This is a genomic window from Citricoccus sp. NR2, assembly GCF_027594385.1.
GTDB lineage: Bacteria > Actinomycetota > Actinomycetes > Actinomycetales > Micrococcaceae > CmP2.
In genome coordinates this window covers 638,826-654,169 of the sequence record NZ_CP115154.1, presented here as the reverse complement: position 1 = coordinate 654,169, position 15,344 = coordinate 638,826, and the positions used below count along the sequence as shown (strand labels likewise).

11 protein-coding genes are annotated in these 15,344 nt (G+C 66.5%); 5 read left to right on the top strand and 6 right to left on the bottom strand.

Annotated elements, in window-relative coordinates:
* Positions 1 to 138: 138 nt before the first annotated feature.
* Positions 139 to 4,224, bottom strand: a complete 4,086-nt coding sequence (eccCa, locus tag O1A05_RS03065; RefSeq protein WP_270106610.1) for a type VII secretion protein EccCa — start codon at positions 4,222 to 4,224, stop codon at positions 139 to 141.
* 114 nt (positions 4,225 to 4,338) lie between these two features.
* Here eccCa and O1A05_RS03060 point away from each other — a divergent pair, with 114 nt between their 5' ends.
* Both O1A05_RS03060 and O1A05_RS03055 read left to right on the top strand, forming a co-directional pair.
* Entirely contained in the window at positions 4,339 to 5,655 is a 1,317-nt protein-coding gene (locus O1A05_RS03060) for a hypothetical protein (RefSeq protein ID WP_270106609.1), read from the top strand.
* 18 nt (positions 5,656 to 5,673) lie between these two features.
* Positions 5,674 to 6,576: an FHA domain-containing protein gene (locus O1A05_RS03055; RefSeq protein ID WP_270106608.1), complete on the top strand. Its 903-nt coding sequence runs from the start codon at positions 5,674 to 5,676 to the stop codon at positions 6,574 to 6,576.
* A gap of 7 nt (positions 6,577 to 6,583) precedes the next feature.
* Here the strand turns inward: O1A05_RS03055 and O1A05_RS03050 are convergent, their stop codons facing one another.
* The 5 genes from O1A05_RS03050 to O1A05_RS03030 form a co-directional block, all read right to left on the bottom strand.
* Positions 6,584 to 7,990: a S8 family serine peptidase gene (locus O1A05_RS03050; protein WP_270106607.1), complete on the bottom strand. Its 1,407-nt coding sequence runs from the start codon at positions 7,988 to 7,990 to the stop codon at positions 6,584 to 6,586.
* Positions 7,987 to 9,681 carry a hypothetical protein gene (locus O1A05_RS03045; protein WP_270106606.1) on the bottom strand — a complete coding sequence of 565 codons (1,695 nt, stop codon included), beginning with the start codon at positions 9,679 to 9,681 and terminating at the stop codon, positions 7,987 to 7,989. Before O1A05_RS03045 ends, O1A05_RS03050 begins: the two co-directional genes overlap by 4 nt.
* Positions 9,682 to 9,750: 69 nt before the next feature.
* A complete protein-coding gene (locus tag O1A05_RS03040; protein WP_270106605.1) occupies positions 9,751 to 10,056 on the bottom strand; it encodes a hypothetical protein in 306 nt (101 codons plus the stop codon).
* A gap of 304 nt (positions 10,057 to 10,360) precedes the next feature.
* A complete protein-coding gene (locus O1A05_RS03035) occupies positions 10,361 to 10,651 on the bottom strand; it encodes a WXG100 family type VII secretion target (RefSeq protein ID WP_270106604.1) in 291 nt (96 codons plus the stop codon).
* Between the two features lie 45 nt (positions 10,652 to 10,696).
* Positions 10,697 to 11,023, bottom strand: a complete 327-nt coding sequence (locus tag O1A05_RS03030) for a WXG100 family type VII secretion target (RefSeq protein ID WP_270106603.1) — start codon at positions 11,021 to 11,023, stop codon at positions 10,697 to 10,699.
* A 386-nt stretch (positions 11,024 to 11,409) separates the two neighbouring features.
* Here O1A05_RS03030 and O1A05_RS03025 point away from each other — a divergent pair, with 386 nt between their 5' ends.
* The 3 genes from O1A05_RS03025 to O1A05_RS03015 are packed head-to-tail and all read left to right on the top strand — an operon-like array spanning position 11,410 to position 15,338.
* Complete coding sequence (locus tag O1A05_RS03025; RefSeq protein ID WP_270106602.1) at positions 11,410 to 12,750, top strand: hypothetical protein; 1,341 nt, start codon at positions 11,410 to 11,412, stop codon at positions 12,748 to 12,750.
* A 6-nt stretch (positions 12,751 to 12,756) separates the two neighbouring features.
* Positions 12,757 to 14,106 (top strand): type VII secretion protein EccB, encoded by a 1,350-nt coding sequence (gene eccB, locus O1A05_RS03020; protein ID WP_270106601.1) that lies wholly within the window; start codon positions 12,757 to 12,759, stop codon positions 14,104 to 14,106.
* On the top strand, positions 14,103 to 15,338 hold the full coding sequence (locus tag O1A05_RS03015) for a S8 family serine peptidase (protein ID WP_270106600.1): 1,236 nt from the start codon (positions 14,103 to 14,105) through the stop codon (positions 15,336 to 15,338). The genes eccB and O1A05_RS03015 overlap by 4 nt, the downstream gene beginning before the upstream one ends.
* The last annotated feature ends 6 nt before the right edge of the window (positions 15,339 to 15,344 follow it).

Below are 15,344 nucleotides of genomic sequence, written 5' to 3'. Positions count from 1 at the left end.
AGATCCCGGCGTCGTGGGGGAGAAGAGACTGTGGGCTCCGGCGAGACTGGTCGAGGTGTTCAGCGCGAGGCACCCCACGGCAACGCCCGCTGAAGGGTCGTTCCTATGGCGTACTTCCTGAACGGTAACCGTCGCGGGTCATGCGTCTGAGAGGTCGACGAGGGTCTCCGATTCGGCCAGCTGGACCATCTGATGCCCGAGCTCGCGGGTGATGAACTGGGCGCGTCCTGCGGGTCCGCGCTGGGAGCGGATCTTGCCCACCAGGGGGCCTTCTTCCGGATCTCCCGGCAGCAGCAGCGCCGGGGTGCCGATGTCGATCATCCCGCGCAGCAGCGGATCGTACTGGGCGCGGGAGGCGCCGCCGGTGCGGCGTGTCACGATGACGTGCATGCCGATGTCGCGGGCCTGGGCCAGCAGCGGCACCAGCGGCTCGAGGGGGTTGCCCCGCGAGGTGGCCACCAGGTCGTAGTCGTCGATGATGATGAACAGGTCGGGCCCCTCCCACCAGGAGCGGTCGCGCAGCTGCTGCGGGGTGACATCGGGGCCGGGCAGGCGCCCGGCGAGGATCCCGTGGATCTCCTTCATCGCCCCGGTGACGACGTCGTGGGTGGTGTAGTACCCGGCCTGGTAGCGCGGGGGGATCTCCTGGAGCAGCGAGCGTCGGTAGTCGACCACCAGGAACTGCGCCTTCTTGGCGTCGTGGGTGCGGGCGACCTCCTGGATCACCGTGCGCAGCAGGGTCGACTTGCCGGTGCCGGAGTCGCCGAAGGCGTAGAGGTGGCTGATCTTGCTGAAGTTCAGCGCGACCGGGGAGAGCCGTGCCTCGTTGATGCCCAGCAGCGCGTTTGGCGCTTCGGGGGCGAGCTCGCGCACCTCGTCCAGGGTGATCCGCTGCGGCAGCAACCGCAGTTTCGGTCCGGCCGGGCCCGACCAGGCCTGCTCGATCGCGGTGAAGGCGTGCTTGATCCCGTCGGGCAGCGACGTCGCGTCGGAGGCTCCGTCCACCCGGGGCAGGGCGACCAGGGACTGGTGCTTGGACGCCGCCAGCCCGTGCCCGGGCCGGCCCTCCGGCACGCTGGCCGCTTTCTTGCGGTCGATCTCGGACTCGCGGGGCTCGCCCAGGCGCAGCTCGAACAGGGTGCCGAATGTGGACTGCATGGCGATGCGGAACTCGCCCAGGCGGGTGGCGGCGGCCAGCAGGTGCACCCCGAGGGCCAGCCCGCGGCCCATCAGGTCCTGGATGGTCCGGTCCAGATCGGGCACGTCGGACTTCAGGGTGCCCCAGCCGTCGACCACCAGGTAGACATCACCATAGCCGTCGTCGTAGCGGCCTGCGGCCCGGCCGCGACGGTACGTGGCGATGGAGTCGATGTCGTGCTCGCGGAAGTAAGCTTCGCGGTCCTCCATGATCCCGGCGATCTCCTGGATCATCCGGGTGATGATGTCGAGGCGGTCGCGGGAGCCCACCCCGGCCACATGCGGGGCGTGGCGGAACGGGGCGAATGTGCCGCCGCCGAAATCGAGGATGTAGAACTGTGCCTCCGCGGGGGTGTTCACCAGCGACAGCGACATCACCAGGGTGCGCAGGGCGGTGGACTTGCCGGACTGGGCGCTGCCGATGATGGCGACGTTGCCGGCCCCGCCGGTGAGATCCATGCTGAGCACCTCGCGGCGCTGCTCGCGGGGGATGTCCTTCATACCCATCGGCACGGTCAGCCCGCCCTTGCCCTTCCAGGAGGGCGAGTGCAGCCCGTCGGCCTCGGTGACGGTCAGGTCCCCGAACAGCTCGTCCAGGGTGGCCGGCACCTCCAGCGGGTCCAGCCACACCTGGTGGGCGCGAGGCTGCAACGGTTCTAGCTTCCGCACCGCAATATCCAGGGTGGACATGTCGGCCCACTGGTCGTCGCCGTCCTTCACCACGGGCTCGGTGTTCGAGGCGTCCTCGGACTCGGTTTCCTCGCTGTCGCGCTGGTCCTCCAGGGAGAGCACGGGGGACGCGGTGAAGGGTAGCAGTCGGGAGGCCGAGCGCACGGGGCCGCCGGTGGCGGACATCGCTTCGGCGCGGCGGGCCGGCGGCGGGGCGGCCACGTAGGAGGCGCGGAACTGGGTCATCTCGTCGCCGGAGGTCTTCAGGAAGCCGACGCCGGGCACCGCCGGCAGCGAGTAGGCGTCCGTCTTGCCGAGCACGGCGCGGGAGTCGGCCTGGGAGAAGGTGCGCAGCCCGATCCGGTAGGACAGGTGCGAGTCCAGCCCGCGTAGTCGGGACTCCTCGAGCTTCTGGGTGGCCAGCAGCAGGTGGATCTCCAGGGAGCGGCCCAGGCGGCCGATGGCGACGAAGGTGTCGATGAACTCGGGTTTGGCCGTGAGCAGCTCGGAGAACTCGTCGAGGATGATGAACAGCGCTGGCAGCGCCGGATGCTGGTGCTGCCCGGCCAGGCGAGCTTTCTCGTAGTCGCCGACGTTGGCGTAGTTCCCGGCGGCGCGCAGCAGCTCCTGACGGCGCACCATCTCACCGTGCAGCGCCTCTTCCATGCGGTCGACCAGATAGAGCTCGGACTCGAGGTTGGTGATCGTGGCCGAGACGTGGGGCAACTCGGACATGCCCGCGAAGGTGGCGCCGCCCTTGAAATCGACCAGCACCAAATTCAGCTGTTCGGGGGAGTGGGTGAGCACCATGCCCAGCACCATGGTGCGCAGCACCTCGGACTTGCCCGAGCCGGTGGCGCCGATGAGCAGCCCGTGCGGGCCCATGCCCTGCTGCGCGTTCTCCTTGATGTCCAGGTGCACCGGCACCCCCTCGGGGGTGACGGCGAAGGGGATGTTCAGCCGGGCCCCGCCCTGCCGGCGCACGATCTGCATGTCCGGGTCGTAGTCGCGGATGTCGCCCAGGCCCAGCAGCTCCATCAGGTCTTCCTGGCGGGTCGGGTCCGAGCTGGCGCCGGAGGCGTTCGGGGTGACCGCGGAGCGCCGGGTGCCCTCCTCGTAGGGGGTGAGACGGCGGGCGGTGGCCAGTGCCAGCTCGGCCGACATGGAATCGGCCACGATCCCGGTGTTCTCCCCGACCAGGGTCACCAGCGTGGTGTTCATCCGGCCATCGGAGCGGGGCTGCAGAGCGATCCGCAATGACTCGTAGTCCTCCAGGCGGCTCCATTCCTCCACCACGGAGAGCACACAGACCCCCTCCTTGGCCAGGCGCTCGCGGTCGGAGGCGCGCAGCTCAACACCGTCGAGAATCAGCAGCAGCTGCGGCATCGCGGTCTCGGAGGTGCGCTGCCGGAAGCGGGCCCGCGAGGAGACGTCGAAGGGCAGCAGATCCAGGACCTCGGCCACGGATCCGCCCATCAAGCGCATGGTGCCCACGGCGTCCGATTCAGCCGAGCGGGCGTGCGGCAACCATTTCACCCAGTCCCAATCGGCCAGGCCTTCGGCGTCGGCGACCACGGCCACGCGCAGCAGCTTCGGTGAGATGAAGGTGGACAGCGACAGGGCCATGGAGCGGGCCAGGGCGCGGGTGTGCTCGGGGGCGCCGGCGACCTCAATGCGGGCGTAGTCGGCGATGCTGATCCCGGCCGGCAGGTCGTGGACGGTGTCGAAGGTGGAGACGAAGCGGCTCACCGCCGACAAGCACACCGGGTCCGCGTTGGACAGCGGTGCCAGTTCCGGTTCGCGCAGCTCCAAACACAGGGGCTCGTCGGCGGTGCCCACCCGGGTCATGTAGGTCAGCGCGGAGGGATCCGTGCGCTCCCAGAGGCGCTCGTTCTGCTGGATGATCGCGCTCAGGCTCGGCGGATCGGGCATGTTCCAGGTGGTGAACCGGCGTTGATCGCGGGCCGCATGGCGCACGTCGTCGCGCAGCTCATCCAGGTACACCAGGTATTCACGACGCTGGGTGGTGACCTTCTGCCGGTGCTGGGAGATCTGGCGGTAGGAGGTGAACCCGACCATGGCGACCATGGCGATGATCATGGCCCCGGCCATCAGCATCATGCGTGGGTTGGCGTTGTTGGAGAACGCCATGAACACCAGCACACCCATCGAGCCGATCATCGGCACGGCCATGGCGATGGTGCCGCCCAGGCCCTCTGATTCGACGACGTCCGGCGGGGACTGGATGTCCAGGGTGCCCTGGGGCAGGCGCGGTGCCTCGACGTGGCCAGATCGGGGTGTGGGCACAATGACTCCGGAATCGACGGGAACGCTCAGTTCGGTGGCGTCCCGGAACACCGACAGCGGCGGATCCGGGAGCGCCTGCCCTACACTATATCGAGGGCGCGCCCTTGCCTCGAGAGTCGAGGATCCACATCAGCGCAGCCGTCGCAGAGACGACCAGGGGAGCCGGTGAGCACAGAGCAGACGACCGCCACGATCGTGGACGGGACGCAGCGACTGGACGTCTCCGTGCCCGTGGGCACCACCGTCTCCGGAGTGCTCGCCCAATTGGAACGGCCTCTGTGGAACATCGAGCTGGTGGATGAGCTGGGCCGCACGGTTCCGGCCACCGAGAGCTTCGGCACCCAGATTCCGCCCGGCACCGTATTGCATCTGCGCGACACCACAGCCACGACGGCACAGCGAGACGACGCCCGCAACAGCGAACGCACCGGCACCGGGGCGATGCCGGGCTGGGCTGCCGCCGTGGCGGTGGTGGTGTTGGCCGGACTCACCACCGTGCTCTCCACCGTATTAAGCGAGCACCGCAGCATCGCCGTCATGGTGGCGCTCTTCCTGGTGTTGACGCTGGTGTCCGCCCAGCTGGTGCGACGTGAGCGGGTGACCCGGTCGATCTGGTGGGCCATTGCCGTGCCCCTGCCTGTCGCCATCGGTGTGACCGGACTGATCAGTCTTCCGACCCTGGCCACCGGGTGGGCGTTCGCGCTCGCGGTCTGCTGGGCTGCGGCCGTCGCGGCGTTCGGGGTGCGCGCGTGGAAGCGCCACGAATACACCGACGCCGCTACCCGGGTGTGGCTGTTTCCGGCCATCGGGCTCTCGGTGATTTCCCTGGCCCAGATGCCCGACGGAATCGCCGGGCCGGTGCTGCTCGCCGTCGGTGTGATGGGTCTGGCCTTCGCCCCGATGCTGTCGCTGAAGGTCCCCGAGAACCAGCTGCTGCACCTCAATACCGTGATGCTGACGACTGACTCGGTGCACGCCCCCGATGCGCCGGAGCCAGCGCGAGTCACCATGCCCCGTGCCTGGCGCACGGTACGACTGGGCAATGGCCTGCGGATCACCGCCGTGCTGCTCGCCTGTGTCGCGATGCTGGTCGGCAGCGCCCTGACCGCCGGACGCATCCGCCTGGACTCGGTAGAGGGGTGGTCCAGCCTCGTTGCTTTCGTGTTGGGGCTGGTGGTGTTCGTGTTGAACCCGCGCACCGCACGGGACCAGTTCACCCGCTGGGCGCCCCGTCTCACGGCGATGGCGGTGCTGCTGGCCGGTGCCCTGCTCAGCTCGGAGGCTGCCGCCGTGTGGTGGTGGCTGTCGGTGGCCGCGATCGGCGTGGCAGCGATCGGCACCGGAGTCGCGCTGGCACGCAATGTTTATGCCCCGGCGATGACCCGCCTGGGCGATATCATCGGGCAGATCAGCCTGGCGCTGGCGGTACCCGCTGCGGCGGTGGCAGCCGGTGCTTTCACCTTGACCCGGACCATGGGCTAGAGCAGAGGAGTGACCTTGATGAGCTCGCAGACGACGACTCTGGCCGACAACCGTCCCGCGCCTCGGGCCGGTTCTGCACGTGGCCGAACGGTCGGGCTGATGGTAGACGCGGTGGCCCTACTGGTGGTCGTGGTGGTGGCCTGGATGCTCTACCCCTCGGTGCCGCTGGTCGTGCTGCTCGCGGTGCAGTATCTCGTGCTGGCGTGGATGTGCTGGCGCATCGGTGGCCGCACGCCCGGGATGTACGTGATCGCCCAGCTGTTCTGGCGCCGCCCCGGTGGGCCCACGGCCGACTCGGCGGACGACACCTCGACCCCGACGCAGAACGACCGTACCGAGCGGGTGGCTGAGGCCGGTTTCGCCGCGGCCGCGCCGTCGCGGTTCCGCCAGGATCACGCCGAGGCGCCCGCGCCACGTCCTGCACCGACCGCCCCAGCGCCTGTACCCGAGGTGCTGCCGTCGCCGGTCGTCGCCGATGCGCCGTCACCGCGGCAGCCCATCCCCTTCGCCGCGGAGGAGCCGCAGGAGCAGACGGTCGTTCCGGCACTGGCCGTCCCGGCGGAGGAGACGGTGATCCCCGAGCCTCGCGCGCAGCGGGTGCTGGAGCTGTCGGACGGTGAGCGCATTGACCTCGGCGGCCCGCCCGTGGTGCTGGGCAGGAAGCCGTTCCAGCCCGACGGTATTGCTCCGGCGCGGTTGGTCACGGTGCCCGACGACACCCGGATGGTCTCGCGAGCGCACTGCGTGATCGAGGCGTCCTCAGAACCCACCGCGGGTCCGAGGATCACTGATCTGGGGTCGGCCAACGGCACCACCGTGGAGCGGGCCGGTGAGCGTCATGTCCTGGGCGCAGGGGAGCCCTTGGAACTGCAGGCGGGCGACGCGCTGCTGCTGGGCCAGCACCGTCTGGTGGTGCGCTGACCGAACGTCAGCGGCGCCGCTGACGCAGCAGCACCACGGTGACGATGACGATCAGCAGCACGATGACAGCACCGCCGCCGACCAATGCGGCCAGGATCCCGCCGGGGAGTCCATCACGGTCCTGATCCACGTCGTCGGAACTGTTCTCGTCCGAGGTGCTCTCTCCCCCAAGAAGGTCCTGGGCAGAGACCCCCACCATGTCTTCGACTTCCTTGGGAATCCAGACAATGGAGTCAGGGTCTACGCCGATATTCATGGTGAAATCTTGAGCGTTCATCATTTGTTGGTCGGTCGGTGCACCGATGAGGACGTCTTCCATGGCCAGCCACGGATCCTCGTCCTCCATATAGGTGGTCTTACCGTCGACGAACGGGTTGTCCCGGGGGTAATCACTGGGGTCCGTCGCGACGACGGCGCGCGGGTCAATCAGACCGAAGCCGAGTACGTCGCCCTTGAAATCCAGCTCGCCGTTGCCGTCGCGCACATTGCGTGCCAAGGACTGCAGGAGTTGCTCGGGGGTGGCATCGGGCCAGGCCTGGCGTGCCAAAGCGTAGGTGCCTGCTGCGATAGGCCCGGCGTAGCTGGTTCCCGCGCTGGTCCGTAATTCCCCGGTGCGAACGTCGCGTACGGGAATGTCTTCTCCGGGAGCCAGCAGCGACAGTCCGTCACCCGGATTGGAGAAGTCAGACGCGGCGCCCGAAGAGTCGGCCGACCCGATCGCGGCGGAACCGGCGTAGTTGGCCGTATCCGAAACTTGATCCGCGCCGCCTCTAGCGGAGTTTCCTGATCCTTGGAAGTAGGGGAGGCCCTTGAGCTGCATGTACGCCAATTGAATGTTGTTTGGGCTCACGGTTCCGCCCACCACACTCATCGACACGACGTCGACATCGCCGCTGTCGGTCGCCTGGATGGCACGAGCCTGGCCCGAGTACTCTTCTTGCGGGCACTCTTCGCTCCAGCCGTTGATGGGCACTGAGATGTCAACTTCGCCTGCAGGGAGCTCATAGGCGATGATGCGAGCGTCCGGAACGACGCCTTGAACGATCCCGTCGGTCCCGTCTCCTTGGCCGACGAGAGAGGCCAGTACTGACGTGCCGTGCTGGGGGTCAAGGTTCTCAGGAGCGGCTCCCTCGGTGCAGGCCTCGGGGACGGGGACGAACTCGATATCGGCGCCTTGGAATTCCGGGGCGTCCCGATCAAAGGTGTACTCCATGATGGCGATGGTCACGCCTTCACCGGTGTACCCCTGATCGTGCAGCTCGGAGAAACCGTAGTCGTCCATGTACCAGCCGACCCCGGAGGAGTCGGCTGATGCAGGCACGGCGCTCCCGAGGGCGAACAGTGCCGTGGCGGTCGCCGCTACGGCGACGCGCCATCCACCGCGTGGCCTGGCACGCGTATTGTGCTGAGTCACCAGCGGTCGTCCTCATCCTGAACGCGGATCACGGTGTTCTCGGGGCGACCAGCTTTGAGCACTTCTTGGTCGACGCCGGACTCATCATGGTCGAAGAAGACGATCCCGGACTTGCCGTATTCAGTGCGCTCGCGAGCAGATTTTTTCTTCTCAGCGCGAGTGGCATTGGCCAGCGGGGCCCCGACCATGCCGCGGCCGCTTCCGGCGCGCCCGGAGGTCGCGGATTTTCCGCCGTTTTTGTTCGGAGCGTTGGTGCCGTTCTTGGTCTGGGAGCCCGAGGCCGGCGCCGCCGATCCGGGCATGCCAGCCATGCCGGGACGACCGCCGAAGCCGGTGGCTCCAGGAGTGCGTCCAGCCGCGGCACGTCCGGTACCGTTACCGTTTTTCGCGCCGTTCTTGGTTTGTGCGGAATTCGCCGGTGCTGCTGTGGCCCCGGGCATGCCCGCCATACCGGGACGCGCGGCCACGCCACCAGCCCCAGGTCGTGCACCGGTGGTACCGGTACCACGTGCTGCACCGCCGGTAGCAGAGCGGCCGTTGGCCGGTGCTGCTGTGGCCCCGGGCATGCCCGCCATGCCAGGGCGTCCGCCGATACCGCGAGCACCGAGCTGAGACAATCCCGGCCGTGTAGCGAGTGCCCCGCCGATGCCGCCAGCTATAGCGGCACCGGAGAGCAGCCCCAGGCCTCCCATGCCAGCCCGCTGCTGCTCTTGCAGCCAGGAATGTACGGCAGGGTCGCGCGGCGGGACGGCGTCGTTGGGATTCACCGGGAGCTGGTAGCCGCCACGGGTGATCCCGTCTTGGGAGACTCCGGGGCGGTCCACCGTCAACGGCCAGTCCTTCGTGGGAGGCAAATCGTTGTTGTCCGAGGGGACCTCATAGTCCGGATCGTCGAGCTCCGGGAAATCGGGTTCAACCGGCGGTTCGAAGGTCGGCGGGTCCGGTGTGACCGGAGGATCGAAGGTCGGAGGTTCCGGCGGTTCGAAGCTGGGTGGGTCCGGGGTGACCGGGGGATCGACCACCGGCGGGTCGTAGGTTGGCGGTTCGGGATTGGTCGGGTCATTCACCCCGGGAGGCGGGGGATTGACTCCCGGAGGTGTGCCGGTCCCCGGAGGTGAAGTGGTACCTGTAGTTGTGGGGTTTGGCTCGAACTCGTGGTGGTAATCCGGCAAGTCTTCTAGTTCGGGGATGTCGAAGCTGCCACTGCGCTCAGCGGAGGCATCCACCGAGCTCTGCAGTGCACGCAAAGCTTCGAGGGCCTGTTGTTCGCGTTCCTGCTCGCGGCGTGCCAGCAGGGCTTCGCCGAATTTCGGGCCGGGCATCAGAACTCCACCGACGATCACCTCCCCTGCCGTGGTGTAGAAGCGCTCCCAGGGAGTGAGCTCCACCGCTGGAAGGCCAGCATGGGCTTGTTGTGCGGTGACCACGGCGTTGCGAGCGTCATCATTGGCGCCGCTTGATTGCTCGACAGCGGTGGAGAGGCTGTCGATGTAGCGTGTGTATTCGCCGATTTTGGCCCGGATCGCCGGGTCCAGCTGCCCACCGAAGAGATCCATCTCGCGGATCTCTGCGAGTTGCTCGCGCGCCTGCTCCAGCTCTGAGGCCACATTGCGTGACAGAGTGCTGTCCATGTCGAACAGGTTCACTTGCGACTGCGCGATCATGGCCAGTCGGTCAGCGAATCGACCCATCGGGAGTGCCTTCCTGGTGTGTGTAGAAAGTGTGTGATGCGAAAATCGCCCGGACTGTTGGGGCTCGAATCAGTCGCCGTCGGTTCCGGCGGTTCCAGAGGTCGGGACCCCTACGAAGGGGGAAACTGGTCCAGGTATCCCTGGGATCGCCTTGAAGATCGGGGAGCTGAACATCTCTCCTAGGATTCTGTTGACTTCTCTGGCTTGCCAGCCTTCGTGCTGAAACAGTTGCTGCAGGCTGGCCTGCCCGTCTTCATCGACCGCCTGGAAGTCTCGGTGGGCTGCCGTGAGCCGCTCCCGGAACGTGGCGATGTGTTCGGTCAGCGACGTCGTCCGGTCAATTAAGATGTCGTAGGTTCGCGTGTAGGCGTTCATGCCCCGATTGGTTTCGGGCATCGATGTCCATTTTGAGACGTTCTGGTTTCCGCGCACGTCGGACAGGCGAGTGGAGCACCGGGAGAAGGTCTCGCCGCACTCATCGACTGAGGTCTCGGTCTGCGCGATCAGCTCTGGATCGACTTCGGTGGGGTTCGGCACAGCAGCGCGTACTTTCTGCTCTGGAGCCGACGAGAACGTCGGCAAACGTCGTGGGGTGTGACGGACGTCGAGTGGGTGACGGATCGTGAACCCGCCACCCACTCGCGCTGATGATTCGTCAGGGAATCAACGTTGGTGTGGGTCAGCCGCCCAGTCGCTTGCGACCCCGGATGTCGGAGCCACTGAGCTCCGTCACGGACTCGGCCAGCGTCTGGCGAAGGCGGTGCAGAATGCTGTTCATGTTGTTCATGCCGTCAGTCCACTCGGCTTTGGACTGCTGGTACATGCCCGACGCCTCACCGGTCCACTGATCCACCAGGGGAAGCAGATCCTGGTCCATGTTCTCCAGGTTGGTGTTGATGTCGCGGTAGCCGTTGGCAAGGTTCGTCAGGGCGGTCTCGATGACCGCGTAGTCGACGCGAATGGTGTTCACTGGGATCTCCTCGTGTGCTGGGTTCTCGACGGGCCAGGCCGTCGATCAGGCGCCGTAGCTGACGTAGCCGGCGGTGGGCTCGACGCTGCCGACGCGAGCGGAGCCGCTATCGTCGGTGTCGTCGTAATCGGCCACCGTGGAGCGCAGGTCGGTGCTGAACTGGTTCAGGACGCTGACGACTCGGCTGGACTCGGCCTTCCACTCCTGCATCAAGGTGCGGAACCGCAGCGCGGTGCGACCCTCGAACTGGGCGGTGGAGATTGCTTCGACGTCGCCCTGGATGCGACGCAGGATGGTCTCGAGGCTTTCCTCGTGCTCATCGACGTGCTGTGCACCTTGGAGGATTGCACCTTCTTCTGACGTTAAAGCCATGGTCACCTTCTCTGGTTGGGGACCCCTCTTCGGGCAGGGTCGTTTACGGAGACGAGTCACAGACTACGCCGGACATCTCCGGCTTTCCAGGGGCGAATTGCGCCAAGTGAGCAATGGTTACTCACTGGTAATGCCTGTCGATGCGCATGCTGGCGGGGGAGGGGTGTGTTCAATGGGGTGAAAAAGTAGGGAAAGAACAGCGAATATTTTCACCGAAAATTTACCCTGGATCGAATCCTGCGCCATCGATTGATGCTATTTAAGATTTGAATTGAAGCTGGGGCTGGCGGGAGATCGGGACACAGGAGCCATCTTCGTAGAACGTCCCTTAGAATCGGGATGCTACGTCAGTAGACGATATCCAGCAGCGCGAAGGTGGAGAATCCATGCCCTCAGCACCGTCGAGTTCGACTCGGGCGACCGTGCCGGTCACGTTCCGCTATGACTCGGTGACCTACGACGTATCGCTGCCGCAGAGTACTAGCCTGGCCGAGGCGCTGCCGATGATCGCTGACGAGATGGGTATTCTTACCCCGCAGCGCGCTTCACGCGGCTTCAGCGTGCGCAACGACCTTGGTGAAGAACTGCAGTTGGAAGCCCGTATCGGTGAAATCGGGATTCGGGCCGGCGAGATTCTCACCATCCAAACGCGCGGTGATAGTACTCAGGAACAGATCTACGACGATCTCGTCGAGGCGCTGGGTGACGCAGTGGATGCCCAGGAAGACGCATGGACACCGCGAGATTCGATGCGGCTGTGCGTGATCGTCTCTTCATCGTTGCTCATGGTTGTGGCAATCATCCTGTGGTTTTCTCCCGGGTTGATGTCCATGTTGGTGGGTTTGGGTACAGCGATCGCCGGGATCCTGGCGACCACCGTCATCGTGCGCCATCAGGACCCGTTCGGTGCGGTGCTGGTGCATTGGGCCTCGACTTCACTAGCGGCCGCGGGGGCTTCAGCACTCTTTGAATCGTTGGGGTTGAAGCTGCTGGTGACGGGTGTGGCGCTCATGGTCGTGGGCGGGCTGGGTGCGATCACGCTGCGCGATGCGCGGGGGAGCCACCAACTCGGGCCCGTCTCCGGGCTGATTTTCGCCGGCATCATGACCGTCTGGGCCGGGACCTCCATGGAGTTCCTGTTGCAGCCGCTCGAATTCACGGTGGGCACTACCGCCACTATCACCGCGCTGGTGCTGATTATGACCCCGTGGCTGGCGTTGGCCTTCACCCCGATCCGCAGCTACATTCCGCGCACCGAGGCTGAGCGCCAGCGAGATCGTCAGGTGTACGAGCATTCCATCGTGGCTCGCTATGAGCGCTTCGGCCGCAGCTTCGCCATCAGTGTGAAGATCGGCGGCACGGCGGTGCTGGGGCTGACCGTTCCCTTCATCTTCCAGGGCGGGATCGCTGAAATCGTGCTGCTTGCCGCCCTGGGGTCATCGCTGCTGCTCAATACGCGTCGCGTCTACGCCCGCTACGAGGTGATGATCGGGGTGGCCGCCGGCGCTCTGGTGCTCTTCGAAGCCGCGGTGAGTGTGGCGCTGCGCCAGCCCGAACTACTCGATGCGGTGCTCTGGCTGCTCATTGGAGTGGCCGCCGTCGTGTTGGTGCTGGGCACGCTCAACCGCAGCTATTCAGCGTCGGCGTCACGCATTGCTGACACGATCTCGGTGATCGCGTTGCTGGTCATCGTTCCCGCCGCCGCGCTGACCACCGGGCTGGTGTGATCGCCGGTGGCTAGTAATAAAGACATTCTCGACGCCCAGCGCTTCAACAAGCGCCGGCTGATCTCCGCGTTCACCTCCGGGATCCCCTCGGGACGCGAAGTGGAGCTCAAATCGCCGTGGGGTCCGCTGATTCTGGGCCTCGTGCTCACCGGGCTGATCATGCTCGGCGGCTGGCTGTTCGGCCGTTTCGCTCCCAGCCTCCCACAAAACTGGGAATCCGGGACGTACGTGGTCGACAGTGACTCCGGCGCCCGGTACTACAGCGTGGACGGGGTGCTGCATCCGATGCTCAACACCGCCAGTGCACGTCTCTTGCAGGGCTCGGCGGTCTCCTCAACGGTGGTGGGCTCTGACGCGCTGGACGGAATCGAACGCGGTACGCCCATCGGGATTCCCGGAGCACCCGACTCGATGCCGGGTGAGGGCCAGCTCAGCGCTGCTGGCTGGATGACCTGCCCCGTGGGTGAGGACCTCTCTGTGAACACCGCCTCCAATCTGCCGAGTTCGGAGGGCGAAGGAGCGCTGGTGAGCTACCAGGACCAGCTCTACCTCATCGCCGAGGGGACCCGTCATGCGATTCCGGATGACCAAGAAGGCACGGTACGGATTGCCTTCAATTGGGAGTCCACCGAGCCGATTCCTGTCAGCGCAGCCTGGCTCGACCTGTTCGATCAGGGCAGTGAGCTGGCCCCGCTGACCGTCGATCACGTGGGAGATGAGCTGCACGGCCTGCCCGAGGCCATGGCTGGCGCTACCGTAGGCACGGTACTCGAGGTTCCTGACGCCGACGGTTCTCGGCATTATGTGTTGACCAGCGAGGACACCGTGCAGCCGCTGAACCCAGTGCAGTTGCAGATGTACCTCACCGGCGGCGCCGTGGAGGCTTCCTCTACCGTGCGAGTCTCGGTGGCCGATATTGCGCGATTCGACGTGGGCGAAACCGGCCCCGGGCCCGAGGACTGGCCCACGGCGGTACCAACATTGCCCGAGGCATCCGAGACCGCGTGCGCGGTGCTGTCGACAAGTGGCGACGGCGACGAGGGGTCGACTACCCCACACACCGAGGTCGTGGCTGCCCCGGCACCGGCTGAGGCGGGCATCGAGGTGCCCGGCGGCACTGGCGCCCTGGTCCGCGCTACGTCCGGAGGCGAGGTGGGCAGCCTGCACTTGATCACCGACACCGGTCAGGCCTTCGGCCTCGAGGGTGACCCGGGCGAGACGATCTCCGCGCTGGGATATACGGAAGAGGATCTGAACACCGTACCGGCGGCGTGGGTGCGTCTTTTCGATACCGGTCCGTCGCTGTCGCTCGAGGCAGCTTGGGCGACCGTGCCAGAGGCGGAGGCCACTGAGTGAGGCTGCGCGCAGTCTGCGGCGCCGGTCTGCTGACGGGCGCCCTGCTCTGGGGGCTTCCGGTCGCGGACGCCCCAACTGCCCACGCTGATACCACCGGCACCGCTTCCGGCGATGAATGCATGGTGGGCGCAGAACGCTGGGTGGCAGACCGCCCCCTGGCTTACGCCCAGCTCGGGATCGACCGTGCCCACCAGATCAGCACCGGTGAGGGGGTGCTCGTCGCCGTCGTCGACTCGGGCGTGGACTCCGGCAACGCCCATCTCGGCGATGCCACGCGGGCTGGTGAGAACATCACCGGGTCGGGGTCTGCCACGGATGACACTGATGGCCACGGCACGGCGATCGCCGGTCAGATCGCCGCCCGCGCGGTGGAGGGGTCCGGGGTGCTGGGGATCGCTCCCGACGCCGAGATTCTGCCGGTGAAGGTCTACGACACCACCGAGCCCCGCGGTAATGATGACGACGCCGTGGCGCCGAATCTGCCGATGATCGCAGAAGGTATCGACTGGGCCGCCGATCGGGGAGCGCAGGTGATTGTCGTGGCACTGTCGAGCACGGAGAATAATCCTGCAGTGGAAGCCGCCGTGCAGCGCGCCACGCAGCAGGGTTCGCTGGTGGTGGCCAGCTCCGGCAACCGCGCCACCGCTGCCGAGAACGAACAGGGTGATGGGCTGCGCTACCCGGCCGGCTACCAGCAGGCGCTGGGGGTAGCCGCCGCCACCGATGATGGTGCGTCATCTGATCAGGCGATTCATGGCACACAGGTCGACCTGGTGTCGCCCGCACAGAACGTGGCTACCACGTATTTTGGCGACGGCGATTGCGTGATGTCTCAGGACGCTCCCTCCACCTCATTCGCCACCGGCTATGTTGCTGGTGTAGCCGCGCTGGTGGCGGCTGCGCATCCCGATGAAGGTCCCGAGATGTGGAAGTGGCGACTGGAAGCGACGGGGCTGCGGGCAAACCCGTCGCAGCGCACCGATCAGCTGGGCTGGGGAATCGTTTCTGCGTACGACGCGCTCACCGTGACGCCGTCGACCGAACTGCTGGGTCCGGCGCTGCCCGGCCAGGCGCCGGCCGAGTCCGGTGCACAGGTGGGCCGGGTTCCGCCGAGCCCGGAAGAAGATCCACTGGCAGTCCGGGCGCAGTTCGGTCTCTGGGCGACCGGGCTGGGCGTGTTCGGGGTGTCCGTGCTGTGGTTGGTGCGCCGCCGCATCGACGCAGGATCCTAGTGGCGC

Coding starts and splice junctions, on each gene's coding strand:
- O1A05_RS03055 (WP_270106608.1), top strand. CDS start 5,674: ATGAGCTCGCAGACGACGACTCTGGCCGACAACCGTCCCGCGCCTCGG.
- O1A05_RS03045 (WP_270106606.1), bottom strand. CDS start 9,681: ATGGGTCGATTCGCTGACCGACTGGCCATGATCGCGCAGTCGCAAGTG.
- O1A05_RS03040 (WP_270106605.1), bottom strand. CDS start 10,056: ATGAACGCCTACACGCGAACCTACGACATCTTAATTGACCGGACGACG.
- O1A05_RS03030 (WP_270106603.1), bottom strand. CDS start 11,023: ATGGCTTTAACGTCAGAAGAAGGTGCAATCCTCCAAGGTGCACAGCAC.
- O1A05_RS03025 (WP_270106602.1), top strand. CDS start 11,410: ATGCCCTCAGCACCGTCGAGTTCGACTCGGGCGACCGTGCCGGTCACG.